Origin of the sequence: Pseudomonas marincola (genome assembly GCF_900116605.1) — a bacterium.
In the GTDB taxonomy this organism is placed as follows: domain Bacteria; phylum Pseudomonadota; class Gammaproteobacteria; order Pseudomonadales; family Pseudomonadaceae; genus Aquipseudomonas; species Aquipseudomonas marincola.
Genome location: NZ_FPBC01000003.1, coordinates 63,786 through 78,194, shown reverse-complemented (window position 1 = coordinate 78,194; position 14,409 = coordinate 63,786). Strand labels below are relative to the sequence as shown.

General features: G+C 57.6%; 15 protein-coding genes. 5 read left to right on the top strand and 10 right to left on the bottom strand.

The window, feature by feature from the left end:
• Nucleotides 1-169 precede the first annotated feature (169 nt).
• Complete coding sequence (gene rep / locus BM395_RS06635; RefSeq protein WP_069898504.1) at nucleotides 170-2,179, top strand: DNA helicase Rep; 2,010 nt, start codon at nucleotides 170-172, stop codon at nucleotides 2,177-2,179.
• Between the two features lie 86 nt (nucleotides 2,180-2,265).
• Nucleotides 2,266-2,838 carry a xanthine phosphoribosyltransferase gene (locus tag BM395_RS06630; protein ID WP_069898505.1) on the top strand — a complete coding sequence of 191 codons (573 nt, stop codon included), beginning with the start codon at nucleotides 2,266-2,268 and terminating at the stop codon, nucleotides 2,836-2,838.
• Nucleotides 2,839-2,884: 46 nt separating this feature from the next.
• Here BM395_RS06630 and BM395_RS06625 read toward each other — a convergent pair whose 3' ends face one another.
• The 6 genes from BM395_RS06625 to dadA all read right to left on the bottom strand — a co-directional run bounded on the left by BM395_RS06625 (nucleotide 2,885) and on the right by dadA (nucleotide 9,259).
• Nucleotides 2,885-5,020 carry an acetyl-CoA hydrolase/transferase C-terminal domain-containing protein gene (locus BM395_RS06625; protein ID WP_244528942.1) on the bottom strand — a complete coding sequence of 712 codons (2,136 nt, stop codon included), beginning with the start codon at nucleotides 5,018-5,020 and terminating at the stop codon, nucleotides 2,885-2,887.
• 204 nt (nucleotides 5,021-5,224) lie between these two features.
• Nucleotides 5,225-5,647, bottom strand: a complete 423-nt coding sequence (locus BM395_RS06620; RefSeq protein WP_069898572.1) for a c-type cytochrome — start codon at nucleotides 5,645-5,647, stop codon at nucleotides 5,225-5,227.
• A gap of 187 nt (nucleotides 5,648-5,834) precedes the next feature.
• Nucleotides 5,835-6,383 (bottom strand): cupin domain-containing protein, encoded by a 549-nt coding sequence (locus BM395_RS06615; RefSeq protein WP_069898507.1) that lies wholly within the window; start codon nucleotides 6,381-6,383, stop codon nucleotides 5,835-5,837.
• Nucleotides 6,384-6,487: 104 nt separating this feature from the next.
• Nucleotides 6,488-7,561, bottom strand: coding sequence for an alanine racemase (gene alr, locus BM395_RS06610; protein WP_090509978.1), 1,074 nt, complete (start codon nucleotides 7,559-7,561; stop codon nucleotides 6,488-6,490).
• A gap of 68 nt (nucleotides 7,562-7,629) precedes the next feature.
• A complete protein-coding gene (locus tag BM395_RS06605) occupies nucleotides 7,630-7,986 on the bottom strand; it encodes a RidA family protein (protein ID WP_069898509.1) in 357 nt (118 codons plus the stop codon).
• Nucleotides 7,961-9,259, bottom strand: coding sequence for a D-amino acid dehydrogenase (gene dadA, locus BM395_RS06600; protein WP_069898510.1), 1,299 nt, complete (start codon nucleotides 9,257-9,259; stop codon nucleotides 7,961-7,963). The genes BM395_RS06605 and dadA overlap by 26 nt, the downstream gene beginning before the upstream one ends.
• Nucleotides 9,260-9,414: 155 nt before the next feature.
• Between dadA and dadR the strand changes: the two genes are divergently transcribed.
• Nucleotides 9,415-9,903 (top strand): transcriptional regulator DadR, encoded by a 489-nt coding sequence (gene dadR / locus BM395_RS06595; protein WP_025163949.1) that lies wholly within the window; start codon nucleotides 9,415-9,417, stop codon nucleotides 9,901-9,903.
• Between the two features lie 131 nt (nucleotides 9,904-10,034).
• Here the strand turns inward: dadR and BM395_RS06590 are convergent, their stop codons facing one another.
• Nucleotides 10,035-10,535 carry a lactoylglutathione lyase family protein gene (locus BM395_RS06590; RefSeq protein ID WP_069898573.1) on the bottom strand — a complete coding sequence of 167 codons (501 nt, stop codon included), beginning with the start codon at nucleotides 10,533-10,535 and terminating at the stop codon, nucleotides 10,035-10,037.
• 96 nt (nucleotides 10,536-10,631) lie between these two features.
• Here BM395_RS06590 and BM395_RS06585 point away from each other — a divergent pair, with 96 nt between their 5' ends.
• Complete coding sequence (locus BM395_RS06585; RefSeq protein WP_090509975.1) at nucleotides 10,632-11,501, top strand: LysR family transcriptional regulator; 870 nt, start codon at nucleotides 10,632-10,634, stop codon at nucleotides 11,499-11,501.
• Between the two features lie 24 nt (nucleotides 11,502-11,525).
• Here the strand turns inward: BM395_RS06585 and BM395_RS06580 are convergent, their stop codons facing one another.
• Entirely contained in the window at nucleotides 11,526-11,879 is a 354-nt protein-coding gene (locus tag BM395_RS06580; protein WP_069898512.1) for a YkgJ family cysteine cluster protein, read from the bottom strand.
• 160 nt (nucleotides 11,880-12,039) lie between these two features.
• On the opposite strand from BM395_RS06580, the gene BM395_RS06575 reads away from it, so the two are divergent.
• Nucleotides 12,040-13,353, top strand: coding sequence for an NAD(P)/FAD-dependent oxidoreductase (locus BM395_RS06575; protein ID WP_090509973.1), 1,314 nt, complete (start codon nucleotides 12,040-12,042; stop codon nucleotides 13,351-13,353).
• A 49-nt stretch (nucleotides 13,354-13,402) separates the two neighbouring features.
• Here BM395_RS06575 and BM395_RS06570 read toward each other — a convergent pair whose 3' ends face one another.
• Together BM395_RS06570 and BM395_RS06565 are read right to left on the bottom strand one after the other, a co-directional pair.
• On the bottom strand, nucleotides 13,403-13,999 hold the full coding sequence (locus BM395_RS06570; RefSeq protein ID WP_090509970.1) for a DJ-1/PfpI family protein: 597 nt from the start codon (nucleotides 13,997-13,999) through the stop codon (nucleotides 13,403-13,405).
• Nucleotides 14,000-14,058: 59 nt separating this feature from the next.
• Complete coding sequence (locus BM395_RS06565; RefSeq protein WP_090509967.1) at nucleotides 14,059-14,298, bottom strand: DUF1127 domain-containing protein; 240 nt, start codon at nucleotides 14,296-14,298, stop codon at nucleotides 14,059-14,061.
• Nucleotides 14,299-14,409: the final 111 nt, after the last annotated feature.

Sequence of the window (14,409 nt, the reverse complement as noted above, 5' to 3'; positions counted from 1 at the left end):
ATCCTGCTCTAAAGCTGATTTTTCGACAAGTGCTCAAGGGTAAAGGATTAGATGTTTCTCCCCGTCAGCAGATTTTTCAATGTGTGCGGCAAGACACACTTCCAGACGGTTAGGGCACAACGCGCTCAGCCTGTTAAAATGCCCGGCTACTTCTTTGGTGATCAGTGCAATGTCCCGACTTAACCCCCGGCAAAAAGAAGCCGTGAATTACGTCGGCGGCCCTCTTTTGGTGCTCGCCGGCGCTGGCTCCGGCAAGACCAGCGTGATCACCCGAAAAATCGCTCATCTGGTGCAGAACTGTGGCGTGCGCGCCCAGCACATTGTCGCGATGACTTTCACCAACAAAGCCGCGCGCGAAATGAAAGAGCGTGTTGGCACCTTGTTGAAAGGTGGCGAGGCGCGCGGCCTGACGGTTTCGACGTTCCACAATCTGGGCATGAATATCATCCGCAAGGAATATGCACGCCTTGGCTACAAGCCCGGCTTTTCGATATTCGATGAGGGTGATATCAAAGCGCTGCTCAGCGACATCATGCAGAAAGAGTACGCGGGCGACGACGGCATCGACGAGATCAAGAACTACATCGGCTCGTGGAAAAATGACCTGATCCTGCCTGATCAGGCGCTGGCCGAGGCACGCAACCCGAAAGAGCAAACTGCCGCCATCGTTTATCTGCATTACCAGCGCACGCTCAAGGCCTACAACGCAGTGGACTTTGACGACCTGATCCTGATGCCGGTGAAGCTGTTTCAAGAGCACGCCGATATTCTCGAGAAGTGGCAAAACCGCATCCGCTACTTGCTGGTCGACGAATATCAGGACACCAACGCCAGCCAGTATCTGCTGGTAAAGCTGCTGGTGGGCACGCGCAATCAGTTCACCGTGGTGGGCGACGATGACCAGTCGATTTACGCCTGGCGTGGCGCGCGGCCGGAAAACCTGATGCTGCTGAAAGAAGATTACCCGTCACTGAAAATCGTCATGCTGGAGCAGAACTACCGCTCCACCAGCCGCATTCTCAAGTGCGCCAACACCCTGATTGCCAACAATCCGCATGCGTTCGAGAAACAGCTGTGGAGTGAAATGGGCGTGGGCGATGAGATCCGGGTGATTCGCTGCCGCAACGAAGACGCCGAGTGCGAACGGGTCGCCATGGAAATTCTCACCCTGCACCTGCGCAAAGACCGCCCCTATAACGACTTCGCCATTCTTTATCGCGGTAACTATCAGGCCAAGCTGATGGAGCTGAAACTCCAGCACCACCAGATTCCTTATCGCCTGAGTGGCGGCACCAGCTTCTTTGCCCGTCAGGAAGTAAAAGACCTGATGTCCTACTTCCGCCTGCTGGTAAACCCGGACGATGACAACGCCTTCTTGCGCGTGATCAACGTGCCACGCCGCGAAATCGGCTCGGCCACGCTGGAGAAGCTGGGAAATTACGCCACCGAGCGCAAGATCAGCATGTACGCCGCCGCCAGCGAGATTGGCCTCGGCGAGCACCTCGACAACCGCTACACAGAGCGCCTGGCGCGCTTTGCCCGGTGGATGGATGGCGTGCGCCAGCAATGTGCGCAGAACGACCCGATTGCGGCGCTGCGCAGCATGGTCATGGATATCGACTACGAAAACTGGCTGCGCCAGAACGCCTCCAACGACAAGGTCGCCGATGCCCGCATGGGCAACGTCTGGTTCCTCATCGAAGCGCTGAAAAACACTCTTGAGCGTGACGAAGACGGCGACATGACCATCGAGGATGCCATCGGCAAGCTGGTTCTGCGCGACATGCTCGAACGCCAGCAAGAGGAAGAGGAAGGCGCCGACGGCGTGCAGATGCTGACCCTGCATGCCTCCAAGGGCCTCGAATTTCCCTATGTGTTCATTATCGGCATGGAGGAAGAAATCCTCCCGCACCGCTCCAGTATCGAAGCGGACACCATCGAGGAAGAGCGCCGTCTGGCGTATGTGGGCATCACGCGCGCGCGTGAAACCCTGGCCTTCACCTTTGCCGCCAAGCGCAAGCAATACGGTGAAATCAGTGACTGCTCGCCGAGCCGTTTCCTTAACGAACTGCCGCCTGAAGACCTCGAATGGGAAGGTCTTGAGGATGCGCCCGTAGAAGTAAAAGCCGCCCGCGGCAATGCCGCACTGGCAGACCTGCGGGCAATGCTGAAAAAATAACCGCTGAATGCCCGCACAACGGCTGCATTCAACGCTATAAATTCCGACACCAGTACGGAAAATCACACCAAAACGAGGGTAACTGCGTGGAAGCGCTGAAACAGAAAATTCGCCAAGAAGGCATTGTGCTTTCTGAGCAGGTACTTAAGGTCGATGCCTTTCTTAACCATCAGATCGACCCGAAACTGATGCAGCAAATCGGCCATGAATTTGCCGTGCGCTTCCGCGATCAGAACATCACCAAGATCGTCACCATCGAAGCGTCCGGTATCGCACCGGCAGTCATGGCCGGTCTGGAACTCGGTGTACCGGTAATTTTCGCGCGTAAATACCAGTCGCTGACACTCAAGGATGACCTGCTGACCTCGAAGGTTTACTCCTTCACCAAGCAGACCGAAAGCACCATTGCCGTTTCGGCCAAGCACCTGACTGCTGACGACCACGTACTGGTAATCGACGATTTCCTGGCCAATGGCCGCGCCGCCAAAGCCCTGATCGACGTGATCGAGCAGGCAGGCGCCAGCATCGCCGGGATTGGTGTGGTCATCGAGAAGTCATTCCAGGCCGGTCGCGCCGAACTGGACGCTCAGGGTTTCCGCGTGGAGTCACTGGCGCGTATCAGCTCGCTCGCCGACGGCGCGGTCAGCTTCCTCGAGTAAGCCGAGCGTTGAGTAACGGCGAATACGCCGTTACTCAAACACACCGCTAAGCCTCTGCGGTCGCCTGCAAGCCTGCCAACAGCAAGCGCTGATACAGCCCTTCGGTCAGGCCTTGCGGCTGCGCCAGATTCATCCGCTGCAAATGGGTCATGAAGGCCGCAGGCTCCGGTGCGTCGAGCGCGGCCTTGCCCAACTCAAAGACTTCGGTGAGTTTGAACTTGCTCTTCAGCCAGTTCAGCGCACGCAGCAAATCGCACTCATCGGGCGTGAAATCGCTGCCCAACGGATACTCTTCGAACAACTCAGCATTGCCGGCCCGCACTGCCTGCAAGCGCTCGGGTGTGTTGTTGCAGTAACACTCATCAAGCTGGAAGTCTTTGGCCAGTTTGCCGGCTTTTATTGCCTGCTCGATCAGCTCGGGCTGGAACCGCGAATCAGTGATCGCCAGCAGCGCTGCAATCACCTCGGCATCATTCTTACCGCGCAGGTCCGCCACGCCATACTCGGTGACGACCATATCGCGCAAATGCCGTGGAATGGTGACATGACCATAATCCCAGACAATGTTCGATGTGACCTCGCCTGCCGACTCGCGCCAACTGCGCAGCAGCAGAATCGAGCGGGCATCGTGCAATGCATGGCCCTGCACGACAAAGTTGTACTGCCCGCCCACACCACTCAGCACCCGGCCATCTTCGAGCTGATCAGATACCGCCGCGCCCATCAGCGTCATGGTGAACGCCGTGTTGATAAAGCGTGCATCGCGGCGTTGCAGGCGTTTCAGCTGCTCCTCGCCGTAAAGCTCATTGATGAAGCAGATACCGGTCATGGCGTAACGCCGGCGCTGCTGCAAATCCAGCTCATTGAGTCGGGCATAAAAGGAGCGCGGCCCAAGGAAGAACCCACCGTGCAGCACTACGCCAGCGGTTGCCGGCCGCAAATACGCCGCCAGCGCGGCCTGGGTCGCTGCATCCGCAAGATTGGCAGGCACCTGATTGCCGTCTGGCAAATGCAACTCACCAGCCTGCAGCGTGATCCCGTCAGCAAGCAACCCGTGCTGTTGCATATGTGCCAATGCATCCGCTGTGAGATTCGGGCAGAACCCGGCGTCGAGCATGGTTTGCACACTTTTCGGTGCGCCCTGATCGTCGAGCGCATCAGCCGAGGCCAGTTTTTGCACCACTAAATCCGGGTACACCGCACGGCGAATAATCCCGGCATCCGCCAGTTTTAGCAGGCCGTTCACAAACATCTCACTGCAGCCGTACAAGCCTTGCTCAAACCCACCGCTGCCGCCAATCGCCACGCTGCCTGCCAAGGTCTCAGGGGTGACTGCCAGTGCCTGCAAAACCTCGTTGTAGGCCGCATTGCTGGCATCGCGCGCCAGTAAGGCCGCGGTCAGCGCATCGCCCATCGAACCGATACCAATCTGCAAGGTTCCGCCATCGCGCACCAGCGTACTGGCGTGCAAACCAATGCAATGGTCTTGCAAGCTGACTGGCATGTTGGGTGTCGAGAACAGCGTGGTGTGCTCGTCTTCCTGCAAGTGGATGTCGAACACCTCCCGCGCAACCTCGGCATCACCTGGCATGTAGGGCAGATCTGCATGCACATGCGCCAGATAGATAATCGGCTCACCGCGTGCTCGGCGCTGCTCCATCAGCGGCATCAGGTCGAGGGTGATATCGGGGTTGCTGCTCAGGCTGAAATGCCCGGGCCGCTGAGGATCGCTGGCCACCAACTGGGCGATCAGGTTCACCCCGTGATCATTGAGGTCGCGCGCCACATGGCTGTAGTTGCTGCTGATGTAGCTCTGCTGGGCGACATCGCAATGCAACAAACTGCCGGGCTGCATGAAAAACTGCTCGACGCTGATGTTGGCCGGAAGCGTTCCATGGCGAAGGTCGCTGAGAAAATCCAGCTCGGGATAGTCAGCAAACACCCGTTCAAGAAAAGGCTCTACAAACAGTTGCTGCAACCCGGCCTCGGGCTGCGGACGAGCCAGACACAACGCGGTATAGATTTTCAGCTGACGCTCGGGGAGTTGTTTGCAGCGCTGATACAAGGCATTAACCCAGCGATTGGGTTTACCCAGGCCAAGCGGCAGGGCGAGCTTTATCGGCCCCTTGATACGATCAAGCACCTGCTCGATTGCGGCGTCAAACGAATACATCGACTGCATTAGGCTCTCCTTGCATGGTTAGAACTCTGCGCCTTCGTCACTGAAGTTGCTGCGCAGTTTGCACACTGGCTGACATGTTTAAGCGTAGCGGCGCGCCACCCGCTGTCACCTGAACATAGAGACACATGCCAACGCCAAGTTCCTGCCAGTTTTCTGCGGGCACAAAAAAGCCGCCCGCAGGCGGCTTTTTCTAAAAATGCAGTCTTACAGACCCGACATTTTCTGGATGGTCGCTTTCAGCTCGTCATCGGTACAGTCAGCACAGGTGCCTTTTGGCGGCATGGCATTGATACCGGAGATGGCTTTGGCCAGCAGGCCGTCAAGACCGCCTTGCTCGTCAGCACGTTTTTTCCAATCAGCGGTATCACCGATTTTCGGAGCGCCCAACACGCCAGTGCTGTGGCACGCGCCGCAATGAGCAGCGATCACGTCGTCGGGGGTTTTAGCACCACCGCCAGCAGCAGAAGCGACAGCCTCTACGCCTTTACACTCTTCACCCTGCACACAGACCTGACCTACCGGCTTCAAGCGCTCGGCAATAGCATCGTCGGTAGTGGCCTGAGCAGTAACGGCCCAAAGCGCCATCACTGTTACGGGGGCTATTAGCATCTTTTTAATTAGGTTCACACGCATTACCTCATCATGGCTAGATTCACCCGCGGCCACGGTTTCGCGAGCGATATGCAAGTATAACGGCAAGCCCAGCTGGCCGAAACAACCTAAATTGCCGCAGCAGGCGCGAGGCACTGCCACCAACTAAAAGTTTAGTCAGTGGCCAATACCGGCCAAAGGGCCGATCTAAGCGCCTTGCAGATTAAAAGTTGGCCGGCGTTGTCGCACTCACCAGCTTTGCCGGTACGTCGAAAGGATTACGGAAACGGTGGGGTTTACTGCTATCAAAGTAGTAGCTGTCGCCCTGCTCCAGAATGTAAGTCTCGGTACCGACTACCAACTCAAGACGCCCTTCCACCAGCAATCCGGCCTCTTCACCTTCGTGCGCAAGCATCGAGTCGCCCGTGTCGGCGCCCGGAGGATAGGTTTCAGAGAGAAATGCGATAGCCCGGCTGGGATGTGCCCGGCCGACGAGCTTCATGGTGACCGCGCCATCGGAGATGTCGATCAGCTCTCCGGCCTTGTAGACGACTTGGGCACTGCTGTCCTGTTCCATGTCGAGGGAGAAAAACTCGACCAGTGACATGGGAATACCCGCTAACACCTTTTTCAATGAGCTGATCGAAGGGCTTACGCTGTTCTTCTCGATCATCGAAATAGTGCTGTTGGTAACGCCTGCCCGTTTAGCGAGTTCACGCTGGGAAAGGCCTTTGAGTTTGCGAATGGATTGCAGTCGTACACCGACGTCCAATGCTGGAGTCCCCCTTCGGGCTGATACAGAAAATGTGTCCGTATCATGGCAACAGCGTTCAGTATTTACAACAGCCTTGTCCCATATCCTGCTCAGAAAATTACTCAGTCCTCAGAATAGAGCAGCGGAACGCGACGTAAATTGCAAAAAATCTGATAAGGAATAGTCCCTGCACGGCTGGCAACGTCGCTGGCGAGCACCTGCTTGCCCCAGAACTCGACCCGACTGCCCAGGCCTGCCTGAGGTAGATCGGTGAGGTCGACAGTGATCATGTCCATCGACACCCGGCCTATCAGCCGCGTCAGCTGGCCATCGACCGCAACCGGGGTGCCGGTCGGCGCGTGGCGCGGATAACCATCGGCATAACCCATAGCCACAACGCCGACACGGGTCGGTCGCTCGGTCACAAAGCTGCCCGCGTAACCAACCGGCTCACCCGCCGGCAGTTCGCGCACACTGATAATTTTCGATTCCAGGGTCATCACCGGCTGCAACTGGCTGGCCAGCGCCTGCGGTTGCTCGAATGGCGTGGCGCCGTACAACATAATGCCGGGGCGCACCCAGTCGCTCGGTACTTGCGGCCAGCCCAGCACCGACGGGGAATTGCGCAGGCTGATCTCGGCATCAATGCCGCTGCGCACCTGTTCAAAAGCCTCAAGCTGCTCTTCGCTGCGCGAGCAGTCGAGTTCATCGGCACGCGCAAAGTGGCTCATCAATACGACTTTGCCGACATTGCTGCTGGCCTGCAGACGCTCATGGGCGGCGACGTAATCGTCTGGATGAAAACCAACCCGGTGCATGCCCGAGTCAAGCTTGAGCCAGACCGTAAGCGCACGATTGAGTTGCACGCGCTCAAGCGCTTCAAGCTGCCAGAGCGAATGCACAACGCACCAGAAGTCGTGCTGCTCGATCAGCTCAAGTTCAGCGGCTTCGAAAAAACCTTCCAACAGCAGAATCGGCGCGCGAATGCCGGCTTCGCGCAACTCCAGCGCCTCTTCAATGCAGGCCACAGCAAATCCATCGACCTCATCCTGCAACGCTTTCGCACAGCGCACCGCACCATGCCCATACGCATCCGCCTTGATCACCGCGAGGGCTTTGGCAGCGGATACTTCGCGGGCCAAACGGTAGTTATGACGCAGCGCATTAAGGTCGATAAGGGCACGGGCTGGACGCATTATTCTGTCTTCTGCTGTGGATAAGTCATAAAAAAACCCGGCAGGGACAACATGCCGGGTCAATGGGACTAGTTATTGAGCGCAGCCACCACGGTCATTTCGACCAGTACGTCGGGCTTGTACATCCGCGCTTCGACTGCCGCGCGGGCAGGTGCGGTGCCAGGGCGGACCCAGGCATCCCAGACCTGATTAAGGCCGGCGTAATCACGCTCCATGTCTTTCAGGTAGATGGTCACCGAGAGGATCTGGCTCTTGTCGGTGCCCGCCTCAGCCAGCATCAAATCGATGTTGGCCAGGGTTTGTTCGGTTTGCGCGACGATATCGCCGCTGAAGTCGTCGGCCAATTGGCCGGCCAGATAGACCGTGCCGTTATGGATGACGATTTCGCTGTAGCGCGACTCAGTGCGCAGGCGCTGGACTGCCATGAGCAGAGCTCTCCTTGTTCTTGCTGTAACGGGAAATATCCAGACCTTCACTGCTGATCTGCGGACGCTTTTTCGCCATCAGATCGGCCAGGAAACGCCCGGAACCACAGGCCATGGTCCAACCCAGCGTACCGTGACCGGTGTTCAGGAACAGGTTGCTGTAACGGGTTGCACCAACGATTGGCGTGCCATCCGGGGTCGCCGGACGCAACCCGGTCCAGAATTCGGCCTGGCTGACATCGCCACCTTGCGGGTAGAGATCGCCAACGATCATTTCCAGCGTCTCGCGGCGACGCGGATTGAGGCTCATGTCGAAACCGGCAATTTCAGCCATGCCGCCAACACGAATGCGCTGGTCGAAACGGGTGATTGCAACCTTGTAGGTTTCATCAAGGATGGTCGAAGTCGGCGCCATGTCACCGTTGGTGATTGGCACAGTCAGCGAATAACCCTTGAGCGGATAAACCGGTGCACGAATGCCCAGCGGCTTGAGCAATTGCGGGCTGAAGCTGCCGAGCGCCAATACATAACGGTCAGCGGTTTCCAGCTTGCCGTTGATCCACACGCCGTTGATGCGATCGCCTGCGTGATCGAGGCGTTCGATGTTCTCGCCGAAGCGGAATTCAACACCCATGGCGCGGGCCATATCAGCCAACTTGCGGGTGAACATCTGGCAGTCGCCAGTCTGGTCATTCGGCAAACGCAGGGCGCCTGCCAGCTTGTCGGTCACGCTGGCCAGTGCCGGCTCAACCCGGGCAATGCCGGCACGGTCCAGCAGCTCATAAGGCACGCCCGACTGCTTGAGTACGGCGATATCCTTGGCAGCATTATCGACCTGAGCCTGCGTGCGGAACAGCTGAGTTGTGCCCAACTTACGGCCTTCGTAGCTGATACCGGTTTCGGCACGCAGCTCATCGAGGCAGTCGCGGCTATATTCGGAGAGGCGCACCATGCGCTCTTTGTTCACCGCATAACGGCTGGCGGTGCAGTTGCGCAGCATTTGCGCCATCCACAGGTACTGGTCCGGGTCGGATGTGGCCTTGATGGCCAAAGGAGCATGCTTTTGCAGCAACCATTTGATGGCTTTAAGCGGCACGCCCGGTGCAGCCCAAGGCGATGCATAGCCTGGAGAAACCTGGCCGGCGTTGGCGAAGCTCGTCTCCATAGCGGGTGCCGGCTGACGGTCAACCACTGTCACTTCAAAACCCTGACGGGCCAGATAGTAAGCACTGACCGTTCCGATTACACCGCTACCAAGCACCAAGACCCGCATCGTTTTCTCCTTGCCGCGACTATGCACTGGCATTTTTTATTTAGAGCGTTGATGCGCGCAGTATATTGAGCAATGAGCAGTGTTATTCACTATATATAAAGCTATATTTGGCGAGAATTATCGGCAAAACACACTTCTACGGAGGGGCATCGCCCATGCGCACCCAACATCAGAGCCGCCGCGAACTGGACAAGATCGACCGCAACATCCTGCGAATCCTGCAGGAAGACGGGCGCATCTCTTTCACTGAACTGGGCGAACGCGTGGGGCTGTCTACTACGCCGTGTACCGAGCGGGTGCGGCGCCTGGAACGCGAAGGCATCATCATGGGCTACCACGCCCGGCTGAACCCGCAGAACCTCAAGGCCAGCCTGCTGGTATTTGTTGAGATCAGCCTCGACTACAAGTCAGGCGACACCTTCGAAGAGTTCCGCCGCGCGGTGCTGAAACTGCCGCACGTGCTGGAATGTCATCTGGTATCGGGAGATTTCGACTACCTGGTAAAAGCGCGCATCAACGAAATGGCTTCGTACCGCAAACTGCTAGGCGACATCCTGCTCAAACTGCCCCACGTACGCGAATCCAAGAGCTATATCGTCATGGAAGAGGTTAAAGAGAGCCTGTCTCTGCCGGTTCCGGAATAGGCCCGCTGTGAGCAGCCACGTCGACTGACAACAAATGCAGCAGCCAGACGTGACAGCCGGAGCAATAGAACGCGACACAGCGAATGGCCGGTGAACGCGCGGCCATTCGCTGCAATCAGGCTTTCAACGCATTACTGATAAGCGCCTGCGGAGTAAGTCAGTTCATAGCTGTGGCTATAGATCTCAAGGATGATGCCGAACGGATCTTCCATGTAGACCATGCGATATGGCTTCTCGCCCGGGAAGTACTCGCGCACCGGCATCCGCTGCTTACCACCGGCAGCAACAATTTTGGCCGCCAGACCTTCTACATCCGGGTCTTGTACGCAGAAGTGAAAGACCCCGGTTTTCCAGTATTCAAAGTTGTTCTGTGGCTTCTCGGCATTGGAGAATTCGAAGATCTCCACACCGATGCGGTCGCCCGTGGACAGATGCGCGATGCGCGTCGAACCCCAGCCCTCGCCAAATACGTCGGTGCACATGGCGCCAATGGCCGAGTCATCCTCGACAATGGTGGTTGGCGGCATGATCAGGTACCAACCCATGACCTCGGTGTAGAACTTGACCGCCGCGTCGAGGTCGGTCACCGACAAGCCGATATGGGAAAAGCTTCTTGGGTAGACAGTGGACATGGTCATTACCTCGGGTTGATTAATGAGTAGCCAGTCTATGCAGCCATAGCCATAATAAAAATAAGGCAACTGTTATCGAGAGCATAAGTATTCGTTATGATAAATCCACAGTGGCTGCGCACCTTTGCAACTCTAGCGGAGCAAGGTAATTTCACCCGCACCGCCGAGCGGCTCGACCTCACCCAAGCGGCCGTCAGCCAGCATGTGCAAAAACTCGAAGAGCGCCTGGGCCAGTTGTTAATCCGGCGTCCGCGCGCACTGGAGCTGACCCCGGCGGGCCATGCATTACTGGAATACTGTGCAGAGGTTGGCGCGGCGGATCAGCGCTTGCAGTTGCGCTTGTCTGAGGCTGAGAGCGACCACGGCGAGATCAGCCTGATAAGCCCCGGCAGCATCGGCCTGGCAATATATCCACATCTGCTGGAGTTACAGCAGGCTCATCCCGGGCTGAACATTCGTCATCGCTTCGCCCCGGACAGCGAGGTCTTGTCCAGCGTGCTGGAAAACCGTTTCGAGCTGGGTTTGACGACCCTGAGACCGGACGACCCACGGCTCAAGGTCAGCCGCTTTTGCGAAGAACCGCTGGAACTGGTCGCGCCGAGCGCCGCAGCGGTGAACAGCTGGCAGGATCTTGAGCGCCTGGGCTTTATTGATCACCCCGACGGCCAAGCAATGGCCAGCAGATTGTTAAGCCGTACATTTCCCGGAGCGCCGGGTATTCGCAACCTGCCGACACGTGGCTACACCAATCAAATCTCGTTGATTCTGGAGTCGGTAGCGCGTGGTCTGGGCCTCACGGTAATACCGCGCTTTGCGCGCATCGCTTTCGGCCAGTCAGAGCGTGTGCAGGTGATTCAGAGCGAGCGAGGCGTTATCGACACCTTGTGGCTGATACATCGCGCTGAATGGCCGCTGTCTGCACGGGCTAAACGTGTGATCGAGCAGATTCAGCCTTTGTTCGTGTGAGCCGCAGGCCGCTGCACATGTGCGCTAAACCAAAACCTGCCGGGTAGTCGCAATCAACTTGTGCACCTGCGCCTCAAACTCTGGCTCAATCGGCACTTCGGGGCCACGGCCATGCGGGCACGGCAAATTCGGCGTGGTGCCGAACAGGCGACAAATCAGTGGACGCTGGTCATACACCTGACAACCGTTCGGCCCCAGATGCACGCAGTTCAACTCCTCCAGTGCCGCCTCATGCTCGGCATCGCTCTTGTGCGGCAGCCGCGACATCTCTTCGGAGGATGCTGTGACCGGCCCGCAACAGTCGTGACAACCCGGGATACAGGCAAAGCTGGGAATCTGCCGACGCAGGTAATCAATTTTCCGGCTGGTACAACTCATAAGCAGCATCCTTAACAGGTTTGCACAGTTTAACCCGTGCCGAAGCGCAACGAGATTTATGCGACGCTCAGCCACTTTTTTGGATTTATGCTTGGCGATCAGCTGCAACCATGCTTATGCTTCGTAAAATTTTCCAAACACAATAAACAGGATTTAACACATGAACGCCCGCGTTCACCAACCGGTTCACAGCAATCAGCACGCCGCCTCCTACTATGCCGCCAGCGCTAACCGCAGCGTGGCCTACGCACCATTGGGAGGTGAGCTGCGCGCTGATGTGTGCATTGTTGGTGGGGGCTTTTCGGGGCTTAACACAGCGATCGAACTGGCCCAGAAAGGCTTGTCCGTGGTGGTTCTCGAAGCCCACAAAATGGGCTGGGGAGCCAGCGGTCGCAACGGCGGACAGTTGATTCGTGGCGTTGGCCATGACGTTGACCAGTTCAAATCGGTAGTCGGTGAGGAAGGCGTTCGCGACTTCAAGCTCATGGGCATCGAGGCTGTGGATATCGTGCGCAAGCGTGTTGAGCAATTCAACATCGCCTGCGACCTGACCTGGGGTTATTGCGACCTGGCCAATAAACCTCGCGACCTCGCAGGCTTTGCCGAAGACGCCGAAGAGCTGAAAAGCCTCGGCTACCAGCACGATTTGCGCCTGCTGCAACCCAATCAGATGCGTGAAGTGGTCGGCTCCGACCGCTATGTTGGCGGCTTGATCGACATGGGCTCAGGCCACTTGCATCCACTGAATCTGGCGCTTGGCGAGGCCGCTGCAGCCGAGTCGCTGGGCGTCCAGCTGTTCGAAGACAGCGCAGTTACCCGCATTGAGTACGGCTCACAGGTTAAGGTGCACACCGCCAGCGGCGTGGTGCTGGCAAACAATCTGGTGCTGGCCTGCAACGCCTACCTTGGCGAGCTGAATACCAATCTCGGCGGTAAAGTGCTGCCGGCGGGTAGCTACATCATCGCCACCGAGCCCCTGAGCGAAGAGCAGGCGAAAGCAATTATTCCGCAGAATATGGCCCTGTGTGATCAGCGTGTCGCGCTGGATTACTATCGCCTGTCTGCCGATCGCCGCCTGCTGTTTGGCGGTGCTTGCCACTACTCAGGCCGCGATCCTGCGGACATCGCCGGCTATATGCGGCCAAAGATGCTGGAAGTCTTTCCGCACCTGAAAGACACCAAGGTGGAATATCAGTGGGGCGGCATGATCGGCATTGGCGCAAACCGCCTGCCGCAAATTGGTCGCCTCAAAGGCCAAAACAATGTGTTCTACGCCCAGGCCTACTCCGGCCACGGCGTGAATGCCACGCACCTCGCTGGCAAGTTGCTGGGCGAGGCGATTGCCGGTCAGGCCAGTAACGGCTTCGATCTGTTCGCCAAAGTGCCGCACATCACCTTCCCAGGCGGCAAATACCTGCGCTCGCCACTGCTGGCGATGGGCATGCTCTGGCATCGCATGAAAGAGGTTCTGTAACCTTGCTAAACGGCGTATGCAGTTGTTGCTGCATGCGCCGGTTAAGGTTTCAGATGTAAGGCATGACCACCGAAAGGCTGTGCGCCACGCTGGCTTCCTTCTCGCCCACCGGCGCCACGTAGTGGATTGCCGTCTCGGCCGCCGCAGTACCCGCCAGTTTGGCAATCACCCACGTCGCCAGATATTGCGAAGCCATGCAGCCGCCTGCCGTGGCGACATTGCCCTTGGCAAAAAACGCCTGCTGCAACACCTCAACCCCAGACTCGACCACCCACGGCTTGCTCAGCAAATCGGTACAGGCCGGCACGCCATCAAGCAAGCCCAATACCGACAGCAACAAAGTGCCCGAGCACTGGGCGCCAATCAGCTGCCGCGACGAGTCCAGTTGTAACTGATCCAGAATCGAGCGGTCTTGCGCGATATCGCGCGTCAGGATACCGCTGCCGAACAGCACCACATCGGCGCTATTGGCGAACTCCAACGGTTGCTGGGCTTCGATGCGCACGCCATTCATTGAGGTCACCGTGGCCGCAGGAGAGGTGATCTGCACATTCCAGCCCGAACCCTTGAGGCGGTTGAGGATACCGGCAGCGATGAATGAATCGAGCTCGTTGAAGCCTTCAAAAGTTAAAATTGCGATATCCATGATCGACTCCTATCCGTTGGCTGGCAGCGTAACCGAGACGCCAGCGGTCTGACTAAATTTCATAACTTCCAGAACGGCAGCGACGCCTCGCGATTCGCTTGCTGTCGGGTCAGGCCGATGTCCTGCAGTTGCTGGTCGGTCAGTTTGAGCAACTGTCGCCGTGTGCTCAAGCGGCGCAGAATCAGAGTCCAGCGCGACACCTGCGGCCCGTATTCAACACGGCCAGCCAGTGTCGTCTGAGCACTGTGCTGTAACTCCTGCGCGGCCAACGACAGCCTTACATCACTTAATCCGTTCATCTCCTTCTCCCGGCAATCAGCCCATTCGAGCAATCATCATGGGCTTTGCCGAAAAAGCATGACAGATTCAAAAAATGATTATTAAATCCATACAGATTTGCCAATTAGCCG